Raw genomic sequence first — 25157 nt, 5'->3', positions numbered from 1 at the left:
TGCGTGACACACCGGCGCCCTGCCCCCGCGGGGGGGGGGGGGGGGGGGTGGGGGAGCAACCTGTCCCGCTGGGGGGCCGCCGGGGGGGATCGACGGCGGCACCGCGATTATCGAACTCGGCCCCCTTGTGGTTCGGCGCGGGGGCCGGGCGTTGAACCCTCCCGAGTTGCCACCGGTGCCCGATCGTTTCATCTTGTCCGCATCTGGTGTGACCGGAGGCGGGCAGGGACCGGGCCGGTTTGCCTGGTGGAACGTGGCCGGTGGTGCGTCACTTCGTACCGCCCGGGTTGGTCCCCGTACCGGTGCCGCCGCCCGGGGTCGTACCCGTACCGGTGCCACCGGGGGTGGTACCGGTACCGCTGCCACCAGGGGTCGAGCCGGTACCGCTATTGCCGCCGCCGCTGCCGGGAGCGCTGCCCGTGCCCGTTGGGGTTCCGCCGGGCGCGTTGGTGCCGCTCCCACTGCCCGGGACGTTGGTGCCGCCGGACGGGGTCACGGTGCCCCCTCCGGACCGCCCATCGGTACCCTGGTTCCCCTGTTGGCCCTGGTTCCCCTGGTTACCGCCCGGGCCGCCGGTCTTCTCGGTGCTCCGGGACTCGCACCCCGCGAGCGCGAGACCACACACGAACACGCCGGCCCGAGTCCATTTCGTCATCGCCATTACGACCTCCTCATATTGCTGGTTGTGTTTTGATGTTGTTGGCTGGTGCCGAACAGGTTCGAGAAGAACGGGCCGAGATCGTTCTCGGCCCGCGTCGCGTCGAGTCTGCGGATCACTCACTTCCCGGGGGTGCTACCGGTCCCGGACGTGCCGCTACGCTTCAGGACCACGCTCAAGTGCGTGCCCATCTGCGGCCCCATGTGCGCGTGCGTGCCCGCCGCACCACCCGTGCCACCCGCCGTGCCCGGTTGGGTCGTGCCGGTGCCGGCGCCGCCAGGAGTGGTGCCCGCGCCGCCCGGGGTCGTCCCGGTGCCCGCGCCGCCCGGAGTGGTACCGGTACCACCTGGGGTGGTGCCGGTGCCGCCCGGGGTCGTCCCGGTGCCGCCCGGAGTGGTCCCACCGGCCCCGGGCCGCGTGCCGGCCCCGCCCGGCCGCGTACCGCCGGTATCGATCCCCGTGTCGTGGACCGAGATCGCCAGGTAGTCCTGGGTCAGAACGTACACGCCCATCATCGCCCCGTGGCGGCCGCCCGTGGGGCCGGCTCCGGCCGTCGTGGTTCCGGGTTCCGTCTTCCCGGCCCCTGCCCCGGCCGCACCCGCGACGCCTGGGGCGGACCCAGCCGTGGCGTTCGCGCCGCCGGCCCCGGCGACGCCGCCGGGGCGGTCCAGGCCGGAGTCAAATTTGCCGTCGGCGTTCGCCTCGGTCACGCGGACCATGCCGCTGGCCGTGAAGTCGAGCCGCATGGCCCGCAACTGGTCCTTCCCGGTGCCGCCCGCGGCACCACCGGCACCGCCGTCGAACGTGACGACGTTGCCCTTGATGGAAACCGTCATCTTGTCCGCGCCGTCGACCGAACGCCCGTTGCGCGAGAGGCTCACGACCGTCCACGTTCCGTCCAGTGAGGGCGTAGCGGCGCCGGCCCGGGTCCCCGAGTCGGTCGATTGCCCCTTTTGGCCGGCCCCGGACTGGCCGCCCGGTTGCCCGGGGCGGTCCTGCGCCCCGAGGGACGCGCCGAGGACGACCGCCGGCAGGGCGGCGAAGAGTAAGCGTGCCTTCATTGACATCTCCAACGGCCGAGAGAGGTGGCTACCGCCGGCATCGGCCGGTGACGGCGGGAGTCGACCGCCGCGAGTCGGCTCGCAGCGCGGCCACGTTCACTCGCCGGGTCCGGGGCCCCCGGTGCGGTGGCGTTCCGCGCGACGAACAGAACGCGGTGAGGCGAGGATTGCGTTTCGAGCAGAGGGCGACGTGGTGGAGAGCCGCAGGTTTCGTACCGGGCACAACGTGCCCGGGTGGTCGCGAATGAAAGGCCCAATGTCCCGACCGTCGCATGGGCTGAGCGTCCGGAATCCCCCGGGTCTGGGCGCGCGGGGGCCGCGGGGGCCGCGCGGCGACCCGCGCAGTCCGTGTGGTCCCCCTCGCACCGGTCGGGCACCGCCCTGAGCCGGTGATCGGGCGAAAAATCGGGCGCGCGGCGTGCCGTTCGCTCTCTCCCGGCTGGGCGGCCGAAGTGGACGACCCGGTCCCCGCGTGCCGTGCGCTCTCCTTGGGCCGGCCGCCACCGCTCCGAAGGCCCGCGCCAATGCGCCCCGACCCACCGACCGAAGCGCTACCCGATTACTCCGCCTCCCTGCGGGCCTTTCACCGCGCTTTCGGGCGCGACCTCCGCCGGGCGGTCCGGGCCGTGCCGCTGCCGCCGGGCAGCCGCGTCCTCGACGTGCCGTGCGGCGACGGGTTCTACACCGCCGCCCTGGCCCGCCGCCTGTACCCGTTCGGCCGGGTCACCGCGGCCGACCTGAGCGACGCCTACCTGGCCGCCGCCCGCACCCGGTTCGCCCGACTGGGCCGCGCCGCCGATGTCGCGCTCGTGAAGGCCGACGCCTACCGGCTCCCGTTTCGCGACGGCGAGTTCGACGTGGCGTGGTGCGCGCGGAGCCTCATCACTCTCGACGACCCGGTCGCGGCGCTGGCGGAGATGGGGCGGGTGGTGCGGCCCGGGGGGCTGGTCGCGGTGCTGGAGGACGACGAGTTCCACCGGGTGGTGGCGAACGTGCCGGTCGGCCTGGAACTCGAACTGCACCGGGCGGTCGCCGAGGCGGCCCGCGAGAGGTACGGGTCGCGCACCGGGCTCTCGCCGGCCCGCCGGGTGTCCCGCTACCTTCTCGAAGCCGGCCTGCGGCTGGAGCGGCGGACGACGTTCGCCGCCGATCGGGACGCGCCGTTCGACCCGGCCGTGCGGCGGTACCTGCGGGCGATGATGCGGGAGACGCGCGACCTGGTGGCGAAGCACCTGCCCCCGGTGGCGCTGGCGGCCCTCGACCGCGAGGCCGACCCGGGCCACGCGGGGTCGCTGTTCCGCCGCCCGGACGCGGAACTCACCTGCTTCACGACGCTGTTCCTGGCGCGGAAGCCCGAGTAGTCGGCTCGCGGTCGAGATCCGCGGGAAGTGACTGGCGGGCCGCCCTCCGCGGCGGCCCGCGTGAGGCGAATGAGTTCGAACGGGAAGGGTGCGGTCACTTCGGCTTCTCGGCCCAGAGCCGCGCGAGGGCGGCCGGTTTGAACCCCGCGGTGCCGGGCTTCACGGTCAGCGTCACCTCGTGCGTGTTACCCTTCCCGGCGGTCACAGTCGTCACGGTGCCCTCGACCGGGTCGGCGGTGGGCTTGCGGTCCACTCCGGCCGGCGCGACCCGCACGGCGCGGCCCGCCTTCAGCGCCTTGGCGATGTCGGCCCCTTCCGGGAACAGCGTGAGCTTGAGCGTCTCGCCGTCGGCCGCGTCGGTGTACCCGGGGAGCCCCTCGGCCTCCATCCGCTTCAGGTGAACGGCCTGCTGCTCGGCCCTGAAGGCGTCGCGGCTCTCGTCGTCGAGGAACACCTCCCAGCACACGCGGTGCTTGCCCTTGCCGACGCCGTGCGTCTTGGTCAGCAACTTGTCGCCGACCTTGATGTCGCCGAACGCGGCCGGCTTGCCCTGCTTCCAGTACCGCGTGTTCGCGTCGGTCTCTAGCACGAGGCCGGTCGCCCGGGTGAACGACTTGTCGGCGTTGGCCTGCGTGAAGGTGATCGTGCCGGCCTTCGGGTCGATCGCGTCGACCCAGTAGTACTCCTTGTGCCCGGCCTGGAAGTTCATCTCGTCCTGGATGTACGTGAGGTACACCCACTTCCCGTCGGCGTCCTCGTGGAGCCGGAAGATTGCGCGCTCGCCGACCTTGAAGTCCTGGAGGTCGCCGCGGGCCGCGTGGTGGAGCAGTTCGGCGTAGGGCATGACGGTGAACGGCATGACCGCGTCGTCGCCCTCGTTGCGGAACGTGCCGGTGCGGGTCTTGAGGTCGATGCTCACCAGTTCGCCCCACGGCCGCCGCATCTTCTCCGTCGGGATGATGACCTTCCCGGGGGTGATCTTGGGGACCGGCTTCTCGTCGGCGGCGAGCGCGAGCGAGCCGAGGAGCGTGAGGGCAGCAAGGCAGCGCATGAGGTGCATTCCGGTTGGTGGGAGGGCAGGTGAAACGAACGAGGCCGGGATCGCTCCCGGCCCCGTCGTGTTCCCGCGGCGTCTACTTCTGGACCTGGTCCGCGGAGGGCTCACGGCACCGCCGGGTCAACCCCACCGGGTTCCTGCACGGAACCACGACCCGCGGGGTTGTTCCAGACCGTGCCGGAACCCGGTGGGGTTGACCCGACAGCGGTGCTGGAACAGCCCTCCCCGGGTCGCATCGCAGGGCAATCGCTCGGGTGACGCAACATCACCCCGTCGCAGGGCGACGAGCTAATCGGTCGCGGGAACACGGTGAGGGTACCGCAGGTGCCGGTCGGGGGCAAGCGGCGACCATTGGGGAGCGCGGGAGTGGCCGGGCGAACCCAGAGCGCAAGCGAGGGGGTTAACGCTACCCCCTCGCTTGCGCTCAGGGTTCGCCTCGACCCGACTTGTGGACCTGTGACGGTTTTGCAGTTCCGTAACCGCCCTTCGCGGTGGGGTGCGGGAGAGCGCCTCAAGCGACATCCGCGAACGCGCCGATGCGTGCGATACGTCCGAGAGCACCGACACCGAGGGTCCGCGATGGCACGTCTCTTCCTCCGGGCGGTCGCGCCCGTCTTCACGATCTGGATGCTCGCCCCCGCGACCGCGACAGCGGTCGACCCGCCCGGCGAGATGCGCGACCTCGTGCGGATGTCGCAGCCCGAGCTGGAGGCGTTGTACCTCGCGTCGCCGGCCGCGCCGGTGCCGAGCGGGTTCCTCCCGGGTCGGGCGATCAAGTCGCCGGGGTCGCGGCTCACGGTCGCGAACTCGCGGGCGACGCACCTCGTCTGGCAGGGCAAGATCTTCCGCGACGACGGCACGATGATCAACCGCGTGTTCTTCGGCGGCCGCGCGATCCCGGCCCAGGTGTACCACGCCGAGAGCCTCATCGACGGGCAGCCGTCGCTGATCCTCGACTACTCGCGGTCGCGGCTGTGGCCGGACGTCCGCGACGAGGTCCGCGAGGTCGCCCCGGGACTGTACCTCGGCGTCATGTACAAGGGCGGCGAGCAGAAGATGTACTTCGCGCTCGACGCCCGCAAGTGACGCCGCGCACTCTTCACCTCGGCCGTGGCCGCATCGAAGCCGGACTTGGTTGGGTCCGAAGCACGGGGCACAGAAAGATGACCCACGGCCCACATCCGGTCGAAGGGCCGAGGGCCGGAGTTCGGCCGGCGGTGCTGTAGGACGGGACCGAGTTCGGTGTTACTTCTAGGGACGTGACATCCCGACGAAGCTGCCGTCGTTCTCGCGGGCCAGCGCCCAGAGGAACGCGCCCACGTCGGGGCTCTCGAAGAAGAACCCGACCGCGTGGATCTTGACCCGCGGCTTGCCCGCGAGCGACCGGTTCCAGGTGTCGGCGAGGTTCTTGCGGATGTGCTTGCCGAGCTTCTCGCCCAGTTCCAGCTCACTCAGCGGCGGGCGGCGGGTCTGCTCGGCGAGCGTCAGGCCGGGGCCGCTCGTCGGCAGGCCGTCGGAGAACAAGTAGATCACGTCGAGCCCGGACTCGCGGAGCGCGAACGCCTTCTCCAGCCCGGCGTGCAGGTTCGTGTCCTCGTGGGGCTTCACGGCGGTCAGCGCCTTCTTCACGTCGTCGATCGACTTCTCGCCCTCGTAGTCCCGCCAGTCGCCGGTGCCGAACAGCCACTTCGCGGAACTGGAGAAGATCACCACCTGGTACTTCTCCAGCCCGACCACGCTCCGCATCACCTTCGACACGGTCTCGACGACGATCGGCCACTTCGTCGGGTCGGCGGTCTCGCTGTCGCGCTTCGCCATGCTCCCGGAGATGTCGACGAGGAACACGACCCGCTTGCCGGCGGTGACGATGCCGGCGAACCGCGCGTCGGTCTCCTTCTGGAGCTTGTCGAACTTGTCGGCGAGCTTCGCCTTGTCGCCCTGGAGGTCCACGATGGTGACGTTCGCCTCGCTCACCTTCTTGGTCAGGTCCTTGATCTGGGCGGCCGCGGCGTCGTACTCCTTGCGGGTGCCGGCGGTCCTGGCGTCGAGGTCGTCGAGTTGCTTCTTGAGGTCCGCGGCCTGCTTGGTCAGCACGACCTTCTCGTCGTCGCGCTTGCGGAGCAGGCGGGCCAGGTCGTCGGCCGATGCGTTCATCTCCAGGAGCTTCTTCGCGAGCGCGTCGGCCTCCTTCTGCTTCTTGCGGAGCACGTCGTCGGCGTCGGTGGCCGTCGCCCGCACCGCGGCGAGTTCCTTGGCGTCGGCGGTGACCTTCGCCTCGGCCGCGTTGAGCGCGAGTTGCGTGGCGTCGGCGAGTGCCTTCGCGTCCTTCGCCTCCTTCTGCGACAGCGCGAGCTTCTTGGCGAGGTCGTCACGCTCGCTCGTGGTGGTCGCGAGTTGCTTCGCGAGTGCCGTCGCCTCGTCGGAGAGCTTGAGCCGCAGCCCCTCGGCCTCGGTGAGCGCCGCCGACAGCTTGACGCGGCCGGCCTCCTCGCTGTTGAGCCGGAGGCGAAGTTGATCGCGCTCGGTAACCGTCGCGGCGAGAACCCGCTCGGTGGTGCGGAGGTCGATGAGGGCGGTCTTGTTCGCCTCGGCCTCGTCGCTGGCCATGCGGCTGTTGAGCAGAAACAGGAGCGTGACGCACCCGAGAGCGCAGCAGAACACGTCGAGCATCCACATGCTGACCAGCGTCGGCTGCTTGTGTCGGACTCGCATGGGCTGCGTCCTTGTGTTGTCGCTCAGAAGCCCCAGAAGTCCCAGGGTTTGCACCCCGGGCTACGCGCGGTCGTCCCTTCGGGACTCGAAGCATCGCCCCCCCGGAGGGGGGCGGCCGTGCGTAGCCCGGGGTGCAAACCCTGGACATTTAGCCCCCGGAGGGGGCGGCCGGCCGTAGCCCAGGGTGCAAACCCTGGGGTGCATCCAGGGCCGCCAGGGGAACCATCGCGTCCAGGTGCGCCCGCGGCAACTCGGCTGCCAGCCACCGCGGCGCGAGTGCCGCGGCGGCCTGGGCGACGGCGTTCGGCGGGAGCGCCTCGATCGCCGTCCCCTCGGGGGTGTTCTGGTGCAGGTGCCGGACCAACCCCGGGAGCCGGGCGGCCTCGTGCGTGAGCCACACGGCCCGCGGGTGGATCGGGAGCCCGGCCTCGGCGAGGAAGTCGCGGACGCTCTCGGCCGCACCCCGGGCCAGGGCCGCACAGTGCGAGTCGAAGTCCTCGGGCTGCTGGATCACGTCCTGGAACCAGTGGGCGGTGCGGAGCGTGAGGTTCACCCGCTGGCCGGTCCGAACGCGGTCGAGCGAGTCGTCGAGTTGCTCGAACAGCGCCTGCTCGGCGTCGGCGGAGTCGCGGGGGTCCCGGCGGCACAGTCGCACGCACCGGTCGGAGATCGAGTCGAGGAGCCGGTCCTTCCACGCCTTCACCGCGAACTTCGGCCAACAGGCCGAGGTCAACAACTTCACGCGGTCGCGCTCGACGGAGACGACCGCGCCCGAGACCGCGAACTCGTCGGCGTCGATGACCGCGACCAGCCCCGGCCCGGACCCGCCCGGCCGCAGCGGCACCACGTCGGGGGCGGCGAGTTCGGGCGCGGCGGGCTTGCCGGCGAGCAGCGAGGCGGCGCGATCGGCGACGAGCGCCAGCGCCGCAACGGCCGTCCCCTTCAGCGGGAACTTGAGCCGCGTGGCGACCGCGACGAGCTTCGTCACCTGGGCCGGGCCGAGGTACGCGGGGAGCGCGAGGACCGCCGTGTCGCTCTCGGCGGCGACGGGGCCGCGGAGCTTGTTGAGCGTCAGGTCGAGGGCCGCCTCGGGGGTCATGACGTGCCGGCCGGCTCGCCACTCGCGGGGCTGCGTCAGGGTCGGGAGGAAGTTCGAGCAGACCGCGTGCGGCATCTTGCGGCACAGTGCGTAGCCGACCCGGCCGACATCGGGCGTTCGCCGTTCGAGCGACACGAACAGCGGGAGTTCTTCGTGCGGGTCTTCGAGGAGCAGCGCCCGCTGCTTACCGGCCGCGACGCCGACGGCCCGCGCCCGGGTCGACGTGAGCTCGACCCCGACGGCCCGGGACTTCTCGTGAACCGGCGGCGGCTTGCGATTCCACAACATCCGAGGCTCCGTTGCGGTTTCAGTCCGCCATCCCGACCGCTTGCGGGTCGTACAGCCGCAGCAGCAGGTGTTCCTGGCAGTACTCCTGCGCGTCCACCACGAGCACCTCTTCGGCGCGCTGCACGATGTTCAGGAAGTACATCAGCACGAGGCTGAGGAGCAGCGCGACGAGGGTGCAGTCGAACGCGATCTTGAGCTGCTCCTTGGCCTGGGCGGTGAAGGCGTCGATGCTCGGGGCGTCGGCCCCGAACGCGCCGCCGAGCCCGCGGACCGTGCCGACGAACCCGATCGCGGGGATCGCCCACGCCAGGTAGTGTACCACGGCCATCCCGGTCACGAGCCGCGACAGTTCCACGTCGGCCTGGTTCCGCACCACCTCGGCGACGTCCGGGGCCGACTTGCTCACCGCGTACTTGCCGAGCCCGAGGCGAATCATGTTCGCGAGGATGAACGGCCGGCGGGCGGTCACCTGCTCGACCTTGCGGGCGAGCGGCCGGGCGTCCTCGGGGAGGATGCGCGCGCCTTCTTCGGTGGGGAGCAGTTCCATGTGGAAGGCGGCCCGCTGCCGCCGCGCCTCGCGGTACCGGCTGAACAGGATCAGGCACGCCCACACGAAGCACACGTAGCAGGCGAGCTGTTCGGGACCGAGGACGAGCTGCGTGAGGCGGGCCTGGTTCCACTTGCTGGCCCAGTCGGCACGGGCCGCGGACCCGGCAAAGAGTTCCCAGAACGGGGCCGCGATCCCGCCGACGACGGCGAGCGCGACAACGAGCAGGAACCACTCGCGGGCGGGGCGGTGCGAGGCGGGAATCGTCATCGGGGCCGCACTCCGGGCGCGGGCCGACCGCGGCCCGGTGATCTGACATTTTCGGACCGCACGGCCCGCCCCGCAAGTGCCACGCCGCGGGCATTTCGCGGCAGTCGGAACGGCCGTGCGAACCCCTGACGGTGCCGCAGGCTGGAGGGGCGACGACGCGGCTGGGGGTCAGGAAGGTATTCGCGAGAGGTGCGAGGGGATTTGGAGGAAATCGGTCCCAGGGTTTGCGCCATCGGACCCAGGGTTTACACCCTGGGCTACGCACTGCCGCCCCCTCCGGGGGCTCAATGCCTTGAGTCCAGGAGGGACGACAGTCCGTAGCCCAGGGTGCAAACCCTGGGCCTCCGTGGATCTCCGAGGGCAGAACTCACCCCGCGGCGGACTTCGGCGGGACCACCTCGCGCTCGTCGAGGATCGCGTAGCTGTACCCCTGCTCGGTCAGGAACATCTGCCGGTGGTGCGCGAAGTCGAGTTCGCGGGTGTCGCGGGTGACGAGCGTGTAGAAGTGCGCGTCGCCGTCGCCGCTGCTCTTCGGCCGCAGGATGCGCCCGAGCCGCTGGGCCTCTTCCTGGCGCGAGCCGAACGTTCCCGACACCTGGATCAGCACGTTCGCGTCCGGCAAGTCGATCGCGAAGTTCCCGACCTTCGACAGCACCAGGTGCCGCACCTCGCCGGTGCGGAACTTGCCGTACAGTTCCTCGCGCTCGGCGTTCCCCGTGCTCCCGGTGATGATCGGGATCTCGAACCGGTCGCTCATTCGGCGGAGTTGCGTCAGGTACTGGCCGATGATGATGACCCGCTGGTCGTGGTAGCGCGCGAGCAGTTCGGCCACGACCTCGTCCTTCGCCTCGTTCTCGCTGGCGATGCGGTACTTCGCCCGGTGGTCGGCCACGGCGTAGGCCATGCGGTTCGAGTCGTCGGGCAGCGCGACGCGGATCTCGGTGCAACTCGCCGACGCGATCCACCCCTTCGTTTCGAGCTCCCGCCACGGCACGTCGTACTTCTTCGGGCCGATCAGCGAGAACACGTCGCCCTCGCGGCCGTCCTCGCGGATCAGCGTGGCCGTCAGCCCGAGCCGGCGGCGGGCCTGGATCGTGGCCGTCACGCGGAACACCGGGGCCGGGAGTAGGTGGACCTCGTCGTAGACGATCAGCCCCCAGTCCCGCTTGTCGAACAGGCCGAAGTGCGGGAAGTCCTCAGTCTTGTCCGGCCGGTACGTGATGATCTGGTACGTCGCCACGGTGACCGGGCCGATCTCCTTCGTGTCGCCCGTGTACTCCTTGACGTCGTCCTCGGTCAGCGTCGACTTGTCGATGATCTCGCGCCGCCACTGCTTCACCGCGGTGATGCTCGTGGTCAGCACCAGCGTGTTCTTCTGGAGCAGGCACATGGCGACGATGCCGACGATGGTCTTGCCGGCCCCGCACGGGAGCACGATGACGCCCGATCCGCCGCGGACGTCGCCGCCCGCGTGGAACACGTCCCCGGCCTCGCGCTGGTAGTCCCGCACCTTGAACGGCACCCCGCTCGCGCACGTCTCCCGGAGCTTCATCGGAAGGTTCGCGCCCTCGGTGTACCCCGCGATGTCCTCGGCCGGGTACCCCAGCGTGATGAGCATCTGCTTCAGCACGCCGCGGTACGCCGGGTCCACGGCGAAGCTCACGTCGTCGAGCTTCTCGCCGAGGTAGTCCTTGAGCTTCTTCTGGCGCGACAGCTCGGCCATCAGCGGCTTGTCGGCGCACACCAGCTTCAGCGCCTTCTCGTCCACCCGCTCCAGCTTGACCCGGCCGTACCGGGCCACCGTCTCGGTGATGTCGAGCGGGAGGTTCTGCGGGATCGGGAACTTGGTGTACTTCTGGAGGACCGCGAGCACCTCGGCCGCGGTGAACCCGGCGGCGGCGGCGTTCCACAGCGACAGGTTCGAGATGCGGTACGTGTGGATGTGCTCGGGGCTCTTCTCCAGCTCCGCGAACGGGGCCAGGGCGTCGCGGGCCGCGGCGTACTTCGGGTTGTCTACCTCGACCAGGACGGACCGGTCCCCCTGGACGATGAACGGGTTCGCGGGGTCGAACGTCATGGGCAGCGTCGCGGGGGCCGCGGCGGTCTGTGGTTTCGGCGGCATGCGCACCGTGGGTCTTGTTCGGGACGGCCCGTGTCACCCGGGCGGAACGTCCCATGCTAGCGGCGGACGGGTGACACCGGCAAGCGGAACTGTGCGGCCCCGACCCGATATACTCGCATTGTCACCCGGGGCTCCCCATGCCGCTCAAGCTCTCCGCGTTCCCGAAGTGCTACCTCGACCGGATCGCCGGCGAGCGGTCCATGTCCGTGTTCGAGTGGATCGAGCAAGCAAAGCAACTCGACGCCGATGGCCTGGAGATGTACGAGGGGTTCTTCACGAGCCTCGACCCCGGCTACCTCGATTCGGTGGCAGAGGCGATCCGCGGGGCCGGGTTCGAGATGCCGATGCTGTGCTGCTCGCCGGACTTCACGAACCCCGACGCCGACGCCCGCAAGCGAGCCGTCGATCACGAAATCGAGATGGTCCGCGTCACCCGGCGGCTCGGCGGTCCCGGAACCGTGTGCCGCGTCCTGAGCGGCCAACGCTACCCGGACGTGAGCCGGCAGGAGGGGCTCGAATGGGCCGCCGCGTGCATCACGGCCGTCCTGCCGGCGGCCCGCGAAACCGGCGTGATCCTCGGGCTGGAGAACCACTACAAGGACGGCTTCTGGAAGTTCCCCGAGTTCGCCCAGAAGAAGGACGTGTTCCTCGACCTCGTCGCGATGATCCCCGACCGCACGAACTTCGGCGTCCAGTACGACCCGTCGAACGCCGTGGTCGCCGGCGACGACCCAATTGAGTTGTTGAAGGCGGTCGCCGGCCGCGTTGTGAGCATGCACGCGAGCGACCGGTACCTCGAACCCGGCGCGACGCTCGACGACCTGAAGCAGACCGACGGCACCATCGGCTACTTCTCGAAGCTGAGGCACGGCGTCACGGGCAAGGGGCTCAACGACTACGACGCGATCTTCGGCACGCTCGCCGCCGCGGGCTACCGCGGGTGGGTGAGCATCGAGGACGGCATGAACGGCATGGGCGAGATGGCCGAGTCGCTGGCGTTCCTCCGCCGCATGGTGGCCAGGTACTTTCCAGGCAAGTGATCCACAGATTACACAGAAGACACAGATTTGAAGACAGTGGAAGACGGACTACAGGGGAAGATCGCTGGCGGGTCTCAATTGAACTCCGGCTTCTGGATTCTGTGCTCTGTCTTCAAATCTGTGTCTTCTGTGACATCTGTGGATCATTCCTCTTCTTTTGAGTCTATCTTGAAACCCACTCGCGTCGGCCTGATCGGCTGCGGCAAGGTCGGCACGATCCACGCCGCGGCGCTCAACGCACTTCCCGAGGCGGAACTCGTCGCGTGCTGCGACGCCGTGCCCGACCGCGCCGCCGCGTTCGCCGCGAAGTACGGCGGCAAGCCGTTCCCGGATGTTGCGGCGATGTTGCGGGACGGCGGTGTCGAGGCGGTCGTGATCGGCACCCCGCACCCGCTGCACGCCGCACCCGCAATTCAAGCGGCCGAGGCCGGGGTTCACGTTCTGGTTGAGAAGCCGCTCGCGGCTTCTCTGGCTGATGCCGACGCGATGATCGCCGCCGCCAAGAAGGCGGGCGTCACGCTCGGCGTCATCAGCCAGCGGCGGTTCTACGAGCCGGTCGCGCGGATGAAGGCAGCCATCGACGCGGGGAAGATCGGCACGCCGGCGCTGGGCGTGTTCATCCAGTACAGTTGGCGCGACGCGGCGTACTACCTCTCCGACCCGTGGCGGGGCAAGTGGGACACCGAGGGCGGCGGCGTGCTCGTGAACCAGTCCCCGCACCAACTCGACATCCTGCTGTGGCTCATGGGGCCGGCCGCGGAGGTGAGCGGTCAGTGGACGAACGTGAACCATCCTGGCGTGGAAGTGGACGACACCGCCGTCGCGAGCATCAAGTTCAAGAGCGGCGGGCTCGGATCGATCGCGACATCGGTGGCGCAGAAGCCGGGCATCTACACCAAGGTCCACGTTCACGGGTCGAGCGGCGCGTCAGTCGGCGTCGAGACCGACCGCGGGGCGACGTTCATCGCCGGCGTGTCCGCGGTCGCCGAGCCGCCGCTCAACGACATCTGGACGATCCCCGGCGAAGAGGCGCTACTCGCACAGTTCCAGGCCGAGGACCGCGAGCGCTTCGCCGCGACGGACGCGACGGTGCGCTACCACGCGCTGCAAATCGCGGACTTCGTTCGCTCGATCCGCGAGGGCAAGCCGCTGCTCGTGACCGCCGAGGACGGCCGCGCCGTGGTGGAGTTGTTCACGGCGATCTACCGCTCCGCGAAAGAAGGCCGGCCGATCAAGTTGCCGATCTGACCGCGCCCGGCGCGAACCCGTGCAGGTACACATCCCGCCCCGACGGCTCGGCGACGCACTCCGCGAGTTCGAGAGCGTCGCGCATCTGCCCTACGCCCCGGCCGCCGACCGGTGACAATGAAGTGTCACCACCAACGAGTTTCGGTGCAACGAAGACGTGGTACTCGTCGGCCGCCTTCATGTCGAGGAACGCTCCGAGCAACCCAGCCCCGCCCTCGACCAGCACGTTTGTGAACCGGCGTGTGCCGAGGTCGGCCAGCACCGCGTCCGGTGATAGCCCGGTGTCACTCGCGGGCAGGCCAACGATCTCCGCACCGTCCCCGCGCCATCCCTCCAACTTGCTCTCGTTCCCGGCCGCAGTGTAAACCAGCACGGGAATATCGCGGGCGGTCGCGCGAAGCTGACAGCCCTCGGGAAGCTCACCGGACGCCGTCACAACCACACGCGCCGCGATCCGCGGCCCGGCCGGGCGTGCCGTGAGTAACGGGTCGTCGGCGGTCACGGTGCCGCGGCCCACGATGACGGCATCGACGCGGCCGCGGAGTTCGTGAACCTTCGCTCGCGACTCTTCACCGCTGATCCACTTCGAGTCGCCCGTGCGGGTCGCGATCTTGCCGTCGAGCGTCATCGCCCACTTGAGGTGGACCCACGGCCGGCCCGTGCCGAGCAACTTCAGGTACGGCTCGTTCAACTTTCGCGCATCGGCCTCGCACACGCCGACGGTCACGTCCAGGCCCGCGTCGCGGAGGAGTTTCACCCCGCCGCCGGCGACCCGCGGAAACGGGTCGGGCATCGCCGCAACGACCCGCCGCGCCCCGGACCGCAGCACCGCATCAGTGCAGGGCGGCGTCTTCCCCCAGTGGCAGCACGGCTCCAGCGTCACGACCACGGTGCCGCCGCGGGCTCGCTCGCCGGCCGCGGCGAGCGCGAACACCTCGGCGTGCGGCCCGCCGAACTTCTGGTGCCACCCTTCTCCGACGAGGTTCCCGGCGGCGTCGAGCACAACCGCGCCGACCATCGGGTTCGGCTCAACGGCCCCGCGACCCCGAGCGGCGAGCGCAAGCGCGTGGTTCATCCAGCGTTCAACATCGCTGTTTGGGTTCATAAGTGCCGCGAGGGAGAAAAAATCGAAACCGCGCGAACCGCCGCCCGACTCGTGCGTCTATCTAGCGTACAGTTTGATACGGGCCGCGACCCCCGAGTAGAAGTCGCACAAGAATCACACGAGACCAGCGAACATACTCCCATGACCCTTCAACACACGAGCACCGAACTTCGCCAAACGGCCGCCGGCTTCGATGCCGCGGTCGCCGCGGAGGGCCTACGCCTCGCGGGCACGGTCGGGTTGGGTTATTGGTGGGCCAAGGATACGAGCGGGTGACCCTCAGCGCCAGTCGCGTGACCACGCGAACCGGCCGGGGGTGCTCGCAAGAGTGCCCCCGGCCGGTTCGCGTTTGTTCCGGGGTCGGTGACGCCTTGTTGGACCTCTGGTGAGGTCGGCGGTCTTTCAAGCCGCAGAGGTCGGGTTCGAACCCAGCACGGGGTACTGGTTTCATAGGTGGGGATTGCGTCTGGGAACGCAGCCGGTTTCCAAATCCGGTGGCCAGGTGCCCGTGGGGTTCGATTCCTCCCCTGCCTGCTGTTGGCGTTGGACGCCTTGTGACGAAGCGGGTGTGTCGGCCTGAGTGTCAACCAGGTGAGACGGGTTCGAGTCCCGTACAAGGCGCTGTGTGAAGTGGTCCCGCGGGCCAGCGGAGTGGCCGTCTCCCTGTCACGGAGAAGATCGGGGGTTCGAATCCCCTCGGGACCGCTGCAACGGAAGTGTGGCCGACGCTGGCCCAGGCACCTGTCTCTTAAACAGGACAACGTGGGTTCGATTCCCACCGCTTCCACTGTCGGGTTCGGTGTGCGTCCGTGGTGTAGTAGCAAACATGCCACCCTCCCACGGTGGTGTCGCGGGTGCAAGTCCCGCCGGATGCTCTGTCGGTTGTGAACGCGCCCATGATGTAGCGGCTGCCTGTCGCCTTGCCATGGCGGATGTGTGGGTTCGACTCCCACTGGGCGCTCTTCTGTTCTGGAGTGCGGAACGCGGAGTGCAGAGTGAAGACAGTACGGCGTTGATTCCGGGTTCCGAACTCCGAACTCCGCACTGGTACTGCCCCTGTGATGTAGTGGAAGCTTGCGGCCTTGGTATGGTCGAAGCGTGGGTTCGATTCCCACCGGGGGCTCTGGCTTCACATTGATCGATAGAAGGCACGATACGCCAATTGGAAGAGCACCCGAGCTCAAACCTTGGGGGATGTGGGTTCGACTCCCACTCGTGCTACTCCCGCGAGTCGCGGGAACGCCTTCGGTCGCGCGGTGGTCCGCCAGGCCGCCTGTAAAGCGGTCGCCTTCAGTGGCACTGTGGGTTCGATTCCCACCCGGGGCACTTCACGTTGAACGCGAAACGTGAAACGCGGAACGACCCGTTCGTCTAGCGGCTCAGGACGACAGGTTCTCAACCTGTAGGTGGGGGTTCGATTCCCCCACGGGTCACTCGGGGTGGAGATTGGAAATCGGGGGTTGGAGATGGGTCGCACGACCGGCCATCGGCCGCAGGTGCTTCCAGCCTCCGACTTCCCATCCCCGGCCTCCACCGAAGCTGGTGATGTAGACCAACGGAAGGAGTCGCCACGCTCAGAACGTGGACAGTGTGGGTTCGAATCCCACCGTCACCACTGTGAACGCATTGCAGACGGGCCGGCGCTCGGCCGGGTCTCATAAGCCTGGACGCTGGGTTCAACTCCCAGGTCTGCAACTCCCGGGGGCCGCCCCGGGTGATCGAAGTGTGCGGGCGGGCTGGTGCCCAGCCGGGCCTCATAAGCCTGGTCCGCCGGGTTCAATCCCCGGGCTCCGCAACTCGCCGCCCCGCGGCGGCGGAACTGGCCTGGTGGTGGAACTGGAAGTCACGTCGGTCTCAGAAGCCGATGCCGTCAGGCGTGAGGGTTCGACTCCCTCCCGGGCCACTGACTGAACGAATGACCGAGTAGGCCAACTGGTAGAGCCGGCAGGTCGAGAGCCTGTGTAGTGTGGGTTCGACTCCCACTTCGGTCACTGCGGCACTGCCGCGAAACGGGATCGCTCGCGGGCGAGCGCTGTGTCTTGCAAACACGGCTCCGGGGTTCAACTCCCCGCGGTTCCACTGACACGCGGGCCTGTGGTCTAACGGGATGACGCGGGTATGGCATACCCGTAATCCGGGTTCGATTCCCGGCTGGTCCACTGAAACGGAAGGTACTGTGAGTGGCTACACGACTTCGTTTGCTAAACGAAGAGCCGGCCCGAGCCGGTTTGTGGGTTCGACGCCCGCACCTTCCGCTGAACTGCCCTGGTGGTGAAACGGACCCATCATTCCGCGCTTCGAACGCGGCGTTCCAGGTTCGAATCCTGGCCGGGGTACTCTCTCGAGTGCGGAATTCGGAGTGCGGAACGCGGAGTTGAGGGCCGAGTCACTTGGCGTTCATTCCGTAACCCGCACCCCGCACTCCACACTCGCCTGATCCTGTCGTCTAGCGGCTCAGGACACCTCCCTGACACGGAGGAGATCGACGGTTCGAGTCCGTCCAGGATCACTCCGGCCCGCGGGCCGAGACCGATGCGGCACGTGGTGTAATGGTTCGCACGCGGCCCTGTGAAGGCCGAGGTGAGGGGTTCGATTCCCCCCGCGCCGCCCTGCTGCGTCCGCCCCCTCCGGGGCGCACCAGTTCAAATGTTGCACACCCCGCGAGCACTGCGGGTAGCATCTGCCGGCGTGGCGCGACCCAGAAAGGCACCGAGTTCGTACCTCGGATCATGCGGGTGCGAAACCCGCCGCCGGCCCTCCACTCACGCACTTCTCACTGGAAATCCCGGCCGCACGTGGGTTCCCCCGTTATTCCGACGGATCGCCCTCTCAATAGTCTTAACTGCTCCAGAATCTCTGGAATTCGTGAGACGCTGAAGTGCCCGTTTCGGTAAACTACCGACGCGCTTTCACGCCCCCGCGTCCACCATGCCGTTGCGACAGGTGCCGAACAATGATGGAGTTTGCCGACGCCCGCCGGGCGGCCGTGGTCCTGGCCGCCCTGGCCGAGCCGACCCGGCTGCGGATCGTCTTCCACCTCGCCCGCGGCCCGCACCACGTGAGCCAGCTCGCCGAACTCGTCGGGACGCCGATGGTCAACATGTCCCACCACCTCGGGGTGATGCGGACCGCCGGGTTGCTCGAGGACGAAAAGGACGGCCGCAAGGTCGTGTACCGGTTCCGCCCGGACGTCTTCACCACCGGCGACGGGACCGAGACCCTCGGCACCCTCAGCGTCGGGCCGTTCCGCGTCGTGATCCGCGCGAACGACGACCCGGCCAAGGCGAAGCCGAAGCGCAAGGCCGCGAACTGACCGCCCCTCCCGCTACCCCTTCAGGTTCCCCTCGGCCGCTGCGCCGCGGGGCGCTCACATCCGCCGGTCGCACATCTTCAACTTGACTCGGTGCCGCGCGATACAAAGAATGGGGGTGGCACTCCCACCCCAGAATTCGCCTCCGGCCTGTGTCTTCCCCGAGACATTCGACATGACTTCTCTGTTTTCCCGTCACAGCCGTTGCGGTTGGCTCGTTGCCGTTCTCGCGTGCCCGTTCGCCACCGGGTGCGGGGCGGGCGACGACGGGGGCGTGAAGACGTACAAGGTCGCCGCGCCGGACGACAAGGCGAAGCCCGAAGAGAAGGGTGGCGAGGCCAAACTCCCCGCCGGGCACCCGCCCGTCGGGGGGCCGCAAGGCGGGCCGCAATCGGGCTCCGGGACGCGCATCCTCGGCGCGCTCTACCCCGCCGACAATCCGGTCTGGTTCTTCAAGCTGACCGGACCTTCCGACCAGCTCGAGAAGCACGCCGCGGACTTTGAGAAGCTCACGAACAGCGTGAAGCCCCAGGGCGACGCAGTGCCGGCCTTCACGCTTCCCGCGGGCTGGACGCTGGGCGGCCCCCGCTCCGTCAGTCGGGGCGGAGTAACGGTGGAGTTCGTACAGACCATCAAACTCGGGCCGCCGGACGCCCCGCTAGAAGTCACGATCAGCCGGTCGGGCGGGGGGGTGATGATGAACGTCAACCGGTGGGCCGGGCAGGTTGGGGTCGCGGTCCGGGGCCCGGCCGACCTCGGCAAGTACACGAAAGAGTTCACGGCCGATCAGGTCAAGGGCATCCGGGTCGACCTGCGCCAGGGCCAGTGACCACGGTCGGGAACGCTGCCACAACTCCCCCGGGTCGCGCGGCCCGGCCAATGAGGATCGTCGAATGTCCCTCCCGCTGCCCGACCCGTACGACCCGGCCCCGCCGTCCGGCCCGAACCCGGTTGCCGCCGTCCTCAAGGGCGTGCTGAAACCGTTCGCGTCGCTGCGCCTCACGGTCGTCCTGCTGGCGCTGGGCGTCGCGCTGGTCTTCTTCGGCACGCTCGCCCAGAAGACCGCGGGCATGTGGACCGTCGTCGACAAGTACTTCTGGTCGTGGGTGGTGATGATCGACCTCCAGCCCACGCTGGAGTTCTGCAAGATCTTCCTGCGGGACATCGGGTTCCCGAAGAACGCCGAGGCCCCGAGCTGGGCGGCGGTCCCGTTCCCGGGCGGAAAGCTCATCGGCGGGCTCATGTTCCTGAACCTGCTCGCCGCGCACGCGGTCCGGTTCAAGTTGTCGTGGCGTCGGGCCGGCATCTTCATCGCCCACTCCGGGCTTCTGCTGCTCTTCGTTGGTGAGGCGATCACCCGCGAGTTCCAGATCGAACAGCGGATGACGATCCCCGAGGGCCAGGCGGTCAACTACACCGAGGACTCGCGGGCGGTCGAACTCGCGTTCACCACGCCCGAGGCCGACGGCACCCAGCGGGTGACCGTGGTCCCCGGCAAGATGCTGGAACGCGCGGCCCGGACGCACGCGACCATCTCGCACCCGGACCTGCCAGTCGACGTGCGCGTCGAGGCGTACATGGTGAACTCGGACCTGCTCGACGCCAAGAAGGTCAACAAGGAGAACCGCGCGACGACCGGCCTCGGGCTCGACACGATCGCCGAACCGAAGGCCGAGGTGTCCGGCGTCGGCGAGCAGACCATCGACCTCCCGTCGGCCTACGTGACGCTCTACAAGAAGGGGACCGACGAGAAGCTCGGCACCTACCTCGCGTCACTGTGGTACACGTTCAACCCGTTCAAGGCCGAGGCGCAGCCGAAGCAGTCGGTGACGGCCGGCGACGCGACCAGCGACGTGGCACTGCGGTACACCCGGAGGTACAAGCCGTACAGCCTGTTCCTGCGCGAGTTCCGGTTCGACCGGTACGAGGGCACGGAGCAGGCGAAGAACTACTCCAGCGACCTCGTGCTGATCGACCCCGAGCACGACCTCAGGCGCGATGTCCGTGTGAAGATGAACGACCCGCTCCGGTACCGCGGCGAGACGTTCTACCAGTCGAACTTCGACAAGACGACCGAGAAGACGACGGTGCTCCAGGTCGTCCGCAACCCCGGCTGGCTGCTCCCGTACCTCTCGTGCATCCTCGTGAGCGTTGGGCTCTTGATCCACTTCACGCAGGGGCTGGCGGGCTACCTGACCCGTGCGCGCACGCAGCGGCTGGCGACCGAGACCGCGGTCGGGGCCGAGCGGCCCACGCTCTTCGAGCGGGCGCTGCCGCTCGGCGTGGTCGGGCTCGGTGCGCTGGTCCTGCTCGCGGCCGCGGTGCCGAAGCCGAGCACGACCGACTTGGGCCGGCTCGCCCGGCTGCCGGTCGTCGACGGCGGCCGCGTGAAGCCGCTCGACACGGTCGCCCGCGTCGCCCTGCGGAAGATCAGCGGCCGCGAGGAGTTCGTCGGCAACGACGCCAAACTGCACCCGGCCGTCGAGTGGCTCATGGACGCGATGGCGTCCCCGCCGCCGAAGGGCGGCCCGGCGTGGAAGTACAAGGTCGTCCGCATCGAGAACGATCAGGTGCTGTCGCTCCTCGGGCTCGAGCGCCGCGAGGGCTACCGGTACTCGCTCGAAGAGATCGGCCCGAAGATCGCGCTGCTGGAGGCGGCGGTCGACAAGGTGAAGCCCCGCGAGGGCGGCCGGAGGGCGGCGGTGGACGACGAGGAGAAGGCCCGCGTCGAGCGGTTCTTCGAGTCCGGCGACCGCGACGTGTTCGGCGGGCAGGTGCTCGAGGTCGCCGAGAAGCTCCACCTGTACATCCAGATTTGCAACCGCGAGGTGCCGCTCGTGCTCCCGCCGTCCGGTGACCTCAAGTGGCGGTCGCTCGGGCAGATTCAGACGGCGGCCCAGCGGAACGCGATGCAGGCCGCATTCCAGGGCCGGGGCGTGACGGGCCAGGACTTCGGCAAGCTCCCCGAAGAGGAGCAGAAGAAGATCGACGACGAGATTCGGCAATTGTCGTTCGAGTTCATCACCGCCGACCCGAGCGCGATGAAGTTCGCCGAGGTGCTGTTCGCGTTCCGCAACCGTGAGATGGGCGGGCAGGCCGCCGAGCGGCTCCCGGAGGCGCTCACCAAGTTCCAGGAGGCGACCGCCGGGGCGGTGAGCCCGGACGACCGCGCGAAGGCCAACTTCGAGGTGTACCTCAACGGGTTCGCGCCGGCGTACTGGGTCATCTACCTGTACGCCATCGCCGGGCTCGTGGCCGTGGGCGGGTGGGTCGCGATCGGGTTCCGGCCGCCGCTCGCCGAGGCGTGCCGCCGGTCCGCGTTCTGGCTCCTCGCGTTCACGTTCGTGGCCCACGGGTTCGCGCTCTTCGCCCGCATGTACCTGATGGACCGGCCGCTCGTGTTCGTCACGAACCTGTACTCGACCGCCGTGTTCATCGGCTGGACCGCGGTGGCCCTGGGCCTGTTCATGGAGCGGGTCGTCCCGATCGGCCTGGGGAACATCGCCGCGGCGGTGGTCGGCGGCGCGACCGCGATCATCGCCCACAACCTCGCGGCCAGCGGCGACACGCTGGAGATGATGCAGGCGGTGCTGGACACGAACTTCTGGCTCGCCACGCACGTCACCACGATCAACATGGGCTACGCGGCCACCTACGTCGCGGGCGTGATCGGCATCCTGTACATCTGGCTCGGGCTGTTCACCCCGCTCCTGGCTCGGACCGTCGGCACCGGGTCCGTGTCCCGCGGCCAGACGCTGGCCCGCGTGTTCGGCCAACTGATGTACGGCGTGCTGTGCCTCGCGACGCTGCTGAGCTTCGTCGGCACCGTCCTCGGCGGCATCTGGGCCGATCAGAGCTGGGGCCGGTTCTGGGGCTGGGACCCGAAGGAGAACGGGGCCGTTCTGATCGTGCTGTGGAACGCCCTCATCCTGCACGCCCGCTGGTGCGGGCTGGTGAAGGACCGCGGGATCGCCGTGCTGACGCTCGTCGGCAACATGATTACCACCTGGAGCTACTTCGGCACGAACCAGCTCGGCGTCGGGCTCCACGCCTACGGGTTCAGCAACACGCTCGCGACCGGGTGCGTGGTCACCTGGGTGGGCCACACGGTCCTGATCGGGATGGGGCTGATCCCGCTGCGGTACTGGCGGAGCTTCGGCGACGCCTTGCAGCCGGGCGCGCTGGCCGCCGCACCGGTCCCCGTCGCGGTGCCGGCCCCCGGTCCTGCGCTGCCGGTCACGGCGGAGTTACTGCCGTCCGCACCCGTGGCCGCGGCCCTGCCGGCAGCGGACGGCGCGAACGGCACCGGCAACGGGCACCACAAGCCCGGTCAGGGGAAGAAGAACAAGAAGCGGTGACGGCACTCGCCGTTCGCCCGCGAGTTCTCGACAATCTCGAAAGCCCACCCGCACGGGTGGGCTTTTTCCACGCCCGGAGTCTCTCCATGTCGTCCGACCGCAAAGTCCGCGTCGCCATCGTCGGCCTCGGGTTCGGGGCCGAGTTCATCCCCATCTACCAGGACCACCCGAACGCCGAGATGTACGCGATCAGCCGCCGCGATAAGGCCGAACTCGAGCGTGCGGCCAAGCAGTTCGGCGTCGCGAAGGCGTACACCGACTACGACGAGCTGCTGAAGGACCCGAACGTCGACGCGGTCCACATCAACAGCCCGATCCCTGACCACGCCGCCCAGACCATCAAGGCGCTGAAGGCCGGCAAGCACGTCGCCTGCACGGTGCCGATGGCGACGACGAAGGACGAGATCAGGGAGATCGTCGAGCTGCAGCGCAAGGTCGGGAAGACCTACATGATGATGGAAACGGTGGTGTACAGCCGCGAGTACCTGTTCGCGAAGGACCTGTACGACCGCGGGGTGCTCGGCCGCATCCAGTTCCTCCGCGGGAGCCACCAGCAGGACATGGACGGGTGGCCGGGCTACTGGCCCGGCCTGCCGCCGATGTGGTACGCGACGCACTGCGTGAGCCCGTGCCTGGCGATCCTCAGCGACCCGGCGAAGGGCACGGCGGCGCTGGCCGAGAGCGTCGTGTGCCACGGGTCGGGCCGCATCCGCGAGGAGTACCACAAGATCTACGGGAGCCCGTTCGCGGTCGAGTCGGCGACGTTCAAGATCAAGGGGTCGGACGTGGTCGCGGAGGTCACGCGGAGCCTGTTCGACACGGCCCGGCAGTACCGCGAGAGCTTCGACGTGACCGCGAGCAACGTGAGCTTCGAGTGGCAGCAGGTCGAGGGCGAGGAGCCGGTGCTGCACTCGCGGGGGTTGCCCGAGGCGCAGATCCCGCGGCGGGTGAAGGTGCCCGACTTCGCCGGCCGGCTCCCGGAGCCGGTCCGCAAGTACACCGGTGCGATCCACGACGCGACGCACCTGAGCTTCCTGCAAGGGGCCGGGCACGGCGGCAGCCACCCGCACCTCGTCCACAACTTCCTGATGGCGGTGCTGGGCAAGCAGCCCGCGTTCCCCGACGCCCCGACGAGCGCGAACTGGACGCTGGTCGGCATCTGCGCCCACGAGAGCGCCATGAAGGGCGGCGACCGCGTCGAGATCCCGATGTACTGACGTGTCGATCAGAGAAGAGAGATCGGCCGCAAAAAAGCACAGAAGTCACACAAGAAGAAGTGGATCACGAAACCCGTGCGTCGTGTGTGCTCTTTTGCGGCCAATCTCTCTTCACTTCCACACCGGGTCGGGCACCTTCTGGCCCGCGGTCGCCTTCGCCACGGCGGCGGGGGCGAGCAGCGGGGCCAGGAGCTGTGCGTCGGCGACCGGCTTGCCGCCGGCCCTCCACACGGTCGCCGCCAGCGTCGCCTCGGCCCCGGCCGCGTACCCCTCGGGGGTGAGTGACAGCCAGTTGTCACCGGTTCCGCTCCAGAGCGTCGCCAGGAGCCGGGCGTCGGCCGCGTCCCACAACTTCACGGTCCCGTCGGCCGCGCCGGTCGCGACGCGCTTGCCGTCGGCGTCGAGCGCGACTGCGAACACGGCGCTCCCGACTGCGAGCGGCTTGCCGGGCGTGCCGGCCTTCGCGTCCGCGAGCCGCACGGTGCCGTCGCCGCCGGCGATCGCGAGGAGCGTGCCCTTCGCGTTGAACGCCAGTTCGTGGCTCGCCGTACCGGGGCCGCCGGTGCGCCGCAGCCGCTCGGCCGTCTTCGGGTCCCACCAACTCACCTGCGTCTCGAAGCCGCTCGTGACGACCTGCCCGTCGGAGCGGACCGCGACCGCGAGCACCTCCTGCTCCATCCCGCTGAACGTGAGGCGGCCCTTGCCCGTCGCGGCGTCCACGAGCCGCCCGGTGCGGTCCTTGCTCGCGGTCGCATACCACTCGCCGCCGGGGCCGAACGCGACCGCGTACACGGAGTCCGAGTGGCCCCCGAACGTGTGCAGCACCGTCCCGGTCTTCACGTCCCACAGCCGCACCGTCTTGTCGAAGCTGGCCGATGCGAGCTTCGCGCCGTCGGGCGAGAACGCCACGCCGGAGACGGTGTCGAGGTGGCCGCCGAGCGAGTGGACGAGCTTCCAGTCCTTGGTGTCGAACAGTCGCAGGTCGCCGCGGGCCGACGGCTGGCCGCCCGACACCGCGAGGAGCGAGCCGTCGGGCGAGAACTTCAGGTCGTTGACCGCACCGAGTACGTTCGTGAGGAACTTCGCCGGCTTCGCGGCTTCGAGGTCCCACACGGTGACGCGGCCGTAGACGCCCACTGCGAGCCGCTTTCCGTCCGGGCTGAACGCGACCGCGGCGACGGGCGGTAGCGGCCCGACCTGGAGCGTGACGTCGAGCGGCCCCGGGAGGCCCGCGGCCTTCGGCAGCACGGCCCTTGTCGCGAACGTTACGTCGAGCTTGCGGACCTTCGCCGGGCCGACCGCGGCCGCTCCGGTGTCGGCCTCCTTCGGCACCGCGCCGTCGGGCGCGCCGGCGGCGATCCACTTGCGGATGGTCGCGATGTCGGCCTCGGGGAGCGGGGCGGCGTCGAGCGGCATCGCGCGCTTCTTGTCCTTCGACGCGAGCAGCGTGGCGAGGAGCGACTCGTCGGGCTTGCCCGGCGCGAGCACCTTCGGGTTCTTGCGGACCAACTCCGGCTTGTCGAGCGCGAGCCCGGCCGAGAGTTCGACCTCCGAGAGCTTCCGCTCGCTGTGGCAGACCGTGCAGTGCTTGCGGAGGATCGGCCGCACGTCCCGCCAGTACGTCGGCGGGTCGGCCGCGACCACGGGGGCGGCGGAAATCGCGAGGAGCACGCAGGCGAGAGAGGTGCGGATCATGGGGAGGGC

16 protein-coding genes and 16 tRNA genes are annotated in these 25157 nt (G+C 69.3%); 24 read left to right on the top strand and 8 right to left on the bottom strand.

Annotation, left to right across the window (positions count from 1 at the left end; all coding sequences use genetic code 11):
• Window positions 1–777: 777 nt before the first annotated feature.
• Window positions 778–1719, bottom strand: coding sequence for a hypothetical protein (locus tag ACTIGN_RS12600; RefSeq protein ID WP_439624283.1), 942 nt, complete (start codon window positions 1717–1719; stop codon window positions 778–780).
• A 524-nt stretch (window positions 1720–2243) separates the two neighbouring features.
• Here ACTIGN_RS12600 and ACTIGN_RS12595 point away from each other — a divergent pair.
• On the top strand, window positions 2244–3080 hold the full coding sequence (locus ACTIGN_RS12595; RefSeq protein WP_439624282.1) for a class I SAM-dependent methyltransferase: 837 nt from the start codon (window positions 2244–2246) through the stop codon (window positions 3078–3080).
• Between the two features lie 94 nt (window positions 3081–3174).
• On the opposite strand, the gene ACTIGN_RS12590 is transcribed toward ACTIGN_RS12595, so the two are convergent.
• Entirely contained in the window at window positions 3175–4131 is a 957-nt protein-coding gene (locus ACTIGN_RS12590; RefSeq protein ID WP_439624280.1) for a hypothetical protein, read from the bottom strand.
• Window positions 4132–4716: 585 nt separating this feature from the next.
• Here ACTIGN_RS12590 and ACTIGN_RS12585 point away from each other — a divergent pair.
• Window positions 4717–5223, top strand: coding sequence for a hypothetical protein (locus ACTIGN_RS12585; protein WP_439624278.1), 507 nt, complete (start codon window positions 4717–4719; stop codon window positions 5221–5223).
• Window positions 5224–5388: 165 nt separating this feature from the next.
• Here ACTIGN_RS12585 and ACTIGN_RS12580 read toward each other — a convergent pair whose 3' ends face one another.
• The 4 genes from ACTIGN_RS12580 to ACTIGN_RS12565 form a co-directional block, all read right to left on the bottom strand.
• A complete protein-coding gene (locus ACTIGN_RS12580; RefSeq protein ID WP_439624276.1) occupies window positions 5389–6849 on the bottom strand; it encodes a VWA domain-containing protein in 1461 nt (486 codons plus the stop codon).
• Window positions 6850–6997: 148 nt separating this feature from the next.
• Window positions 6998–8236, bottom strand: coding sequence for a hypothetical protein (locus tag ACTIGN_RS12575; RefSeq protein ID WP_439624274.1), 1239 nt, complete (start codon window positions 8234–8236; stop codon window positions 6998–7000).
• A 19-nt stretch (window positions 8237–8255) separates the two neighbouring features.
• Entirely contained in the window at window positions 8256–9053 is a 798-nt protein-coding gene (locus ACTIGN_RS12570) for a MotA/TolQ/ExbB proton channel family protein (protein WP_439624272.1), read from the bottom strand.
• Between the two features lie 367 nt (window positions 9054–9420).
• Complete coding sequence (locus ACTIGN_RS12565; protein WP_439624330.1) at window positions 9421–11130, bottom strand: DNA repair helicase XPB; 1710 nt, start codon at window positions 11128–11130, stop codon at window positions 9421–9423.
• Window positions 11131–11312: 182 nt separating this feature from the next.
• Here ACTIGN_RS12565 and ACTIGN_RS12560 point away from each other — a divergent pair, with 182 nt between their 5' ends.
• Both ACTIGN_RS12560 and ACTIGN_RS12555 read left to right on the top strand, forming a co-directional pair.
• Complete coding sequence (locus tag ACTIGN_RS12560) at window positions 11313–12215, top strand: sugar phosphate isomerase/epimerase family protein (protein ID WP_439624270.1); 903 nt, start codon at window positions 11313–11315, stop codon at window positions 12213–12215.
• Window positions 12216–12383: 168 nt separating this feature from the next.
• On the top strand, window positions 12384–13463 hold the full coding sequence (locus ACTIGN_RS12555) for a Gfo/Idh/MocA family protein (RefSeq protein ID WP_439624268.1): 1080 nt from the start codon (window positions 12384–12386) through the stop codon (window positions 13461–13463).
• Here the strand turns inward: ACTIGN_RS12555 and ribD are convergent.
• Window positions 13447–14568, bottom strand: a complete 1122-nt coding sequence (ribD, locus tag ACTIGN_RS12550; RefSeq protein ID WP_439624266.1) for a bifunctional diaminohydroxyphosphoribosylaminopyrimidine deaminase/5-amino-6-(5-phosphoribosylamino)uracil reductase RibD — start codon at window positions 14566–14568, stop codon at window positions 13447–13449. The genes ACTIGN_RS12555 and ribD overlap by 17 nt on opposite strands.
• 549 nt (window positions 14569–15117) lie before the next feature.
• Between ribD and ACTIGN_RS12545 the strand changes: the two genes are divergently transcribed.
• The 20 genes from ACTIGN_RS12545 (at window position 15118) to ACTIGN_RS12450 (ending at window position 23453) form a co-directional block, all read left to right on the top strand.
• Window positions 15118–15189 (top strand) — tRNA-Asp (locus ACTIGN_RS12545).
• Window positions 15190–15200: 11 nt separating this feature from the next.
• Window positions 15201–15273: transfer RNA gene (locus ACTIGN_RS12540), tRNA-Asp, on the top strand.
• 7 nt (window positions 15274–15280) lie between these two features.
• Window positions 15281–15355: transfer RNA gene (locus ACTIGN_RS12535), tRNA-Lys, on the top strand.
• A gap of 16 nt (window positions 15356–15371) precedes the next feature.
• A tRNA-Gly gene (locus ACTIGN_RS12530) sits at window positions 15372–15443 on the top strand.
• Window positions 15444–15458: 15 nt separating this feature from the next.
• A tRNA-Gly gene (locus tag ACTIGN_RS12525) sits at window positions 15459–15529 on the top strand.
• 91 nt (window positions 15530–15620) lie between these two features.
• Window positions 15621–15691: transfer RNA gene (locus ACTIGN_RS12520), tRNA-Thr, on the top strand.
• A gap of 118 nt (window positions 15692–15809) precedes the next feature.
• Window positions 15810–15894: transfer RNA gene (locus tag ACTIGN_RS12515), tRNA-OTHER, on the top strand.
• 34 nt (window positions 15895–15928) lie between these two features.
• Window positions 15929–16001 (top strand) — tRNA-Glu (locus ACTIGN_RS12510).
• Between the two features lie 108 nt (window positions 16002–16109).
• A tRNA-Leu gene (locus ACTIGN_RS12505) sits at window positions 16110–16183 on the top strand.
• Between the two features lie 206 nt (window positions 16184–16389).
• A tRNA-Leu gene (locus ACTIGN_RS12500) sits at window positions 16390–16471 on the top strand.
• A 14-nt stretch (window positions 16472–16485) separates the two neighbouring features.
• A tRNA-Leu gene (locus ACTIGN_RS12495) sits at window positions 16486–16559 on the top strand.
• A gap of 97 nt (window positions 16560–16656) precedes the next feature.
• A tRNA-Ala gene (locus ACTIGN_RS12490) sits at window positions 16657–16727 on the top strand.
• Window positions 16728–16830: 103 nt separating this feature from the next.
• Window positions 16831–16904: transfer RNA gene (locus ACTIGN_RS12485), tRNA-Arg, on the top strand.
• Between the two features lie 99 nt (window positions 16905–17003).
• Window positions 17004–17077 (top strand) — tRNA-Val (locus ACTIGN_RS12480).
• 25 nt (window positions 17078–17102) lie between these two features.
• Window positions 17103–17177 (top strand) — tRNA-His (locus ACTIGN_RS12475).
• A 73-nt stretch (window positions 17178–17250) separates the two neighbouring features.
• Window positions 17251–17324, top strand: a tRNA-Thr gene (locus ACTIGN_RS12470).
• Between the two features lie 197 nt (window positions 17325–17521).
• Window positions 17522–17881 (top strand): ArsR/SmtB family transcription factor, encoded by a 360-nt coding sequence (locus tag ACTIGN_RS12465; protein WP_439624265.1) that lies wholly within the window; start codon window positions 17522–17524, stop codon window positions 17879–17881.
• A gap of 172 nt (window positions 17882–18053) precedes the next feature.
• Window positions 18054–18707, top strand: coding sequence for a hypothetical protein (locus tag ACTIGN_RS12460; protein WP_439624263.1), 654 nt, complete (start codon window positions 18054–18056; stop codon window positions 18705–18707).
• Window positions 18708–18771: 64 nt separating this feature from the next.
• The gene (gene ccsA / locus ACTIGN_RS12455) at window positions 18772–22236 is read left to right on the top strand and encodes a cytochrome c biogenesis protein CcsA (RefSeq protein WP_439624261.1); all 3465 of its coding nucleotides are present in this window, start codon (window positions 18772–18774) and stop codon (window positions 22234–22236) included.
• Between the two features lie 86 nt (window positions 22237–22322).
• Window positions 22323–23453: a Gfo/Idh/MocA family protein gene (locus ACTIGN_RS12450; RefSeq protein ID WP_439624259.1), complete on the top strand. Its 1131-nt coding sequence runs from the start codon at window positions 22323–22325 to the stop codon at window positions 23451–23453.
• A gap of 111 nt (window positions 23454–23564) precedes the next feature.
• Here the strand turns inward: ACTIGN_RS12450 and ACTIGN_RS12445 are convergent, their stop codons facing one another.
• Entirely contained in the window at window positions 23565–25148 is a 1584-nt protein-coding gene (locus tag ACTIGN_RS12445; RefSeq protein ID WP_439624257.1) for an eIF2A-related protein, read from the bottom strand.
• Window positions 25149–25157 lie beyond the last annotated feature (9 nt).

This window comes from Gemmata sp. (genome assembly GCF_051859125.1).
GTDB lineage: Bacteria > Planctomycetota > Planctomycetia > Gemmatales > Gemmataceae > Gemmata.
The sequence above is the reverse complement of the archived record's forward strand: the minus strand, read 5'-3'. Positions and strand labels throughout refer to the sequence as shown.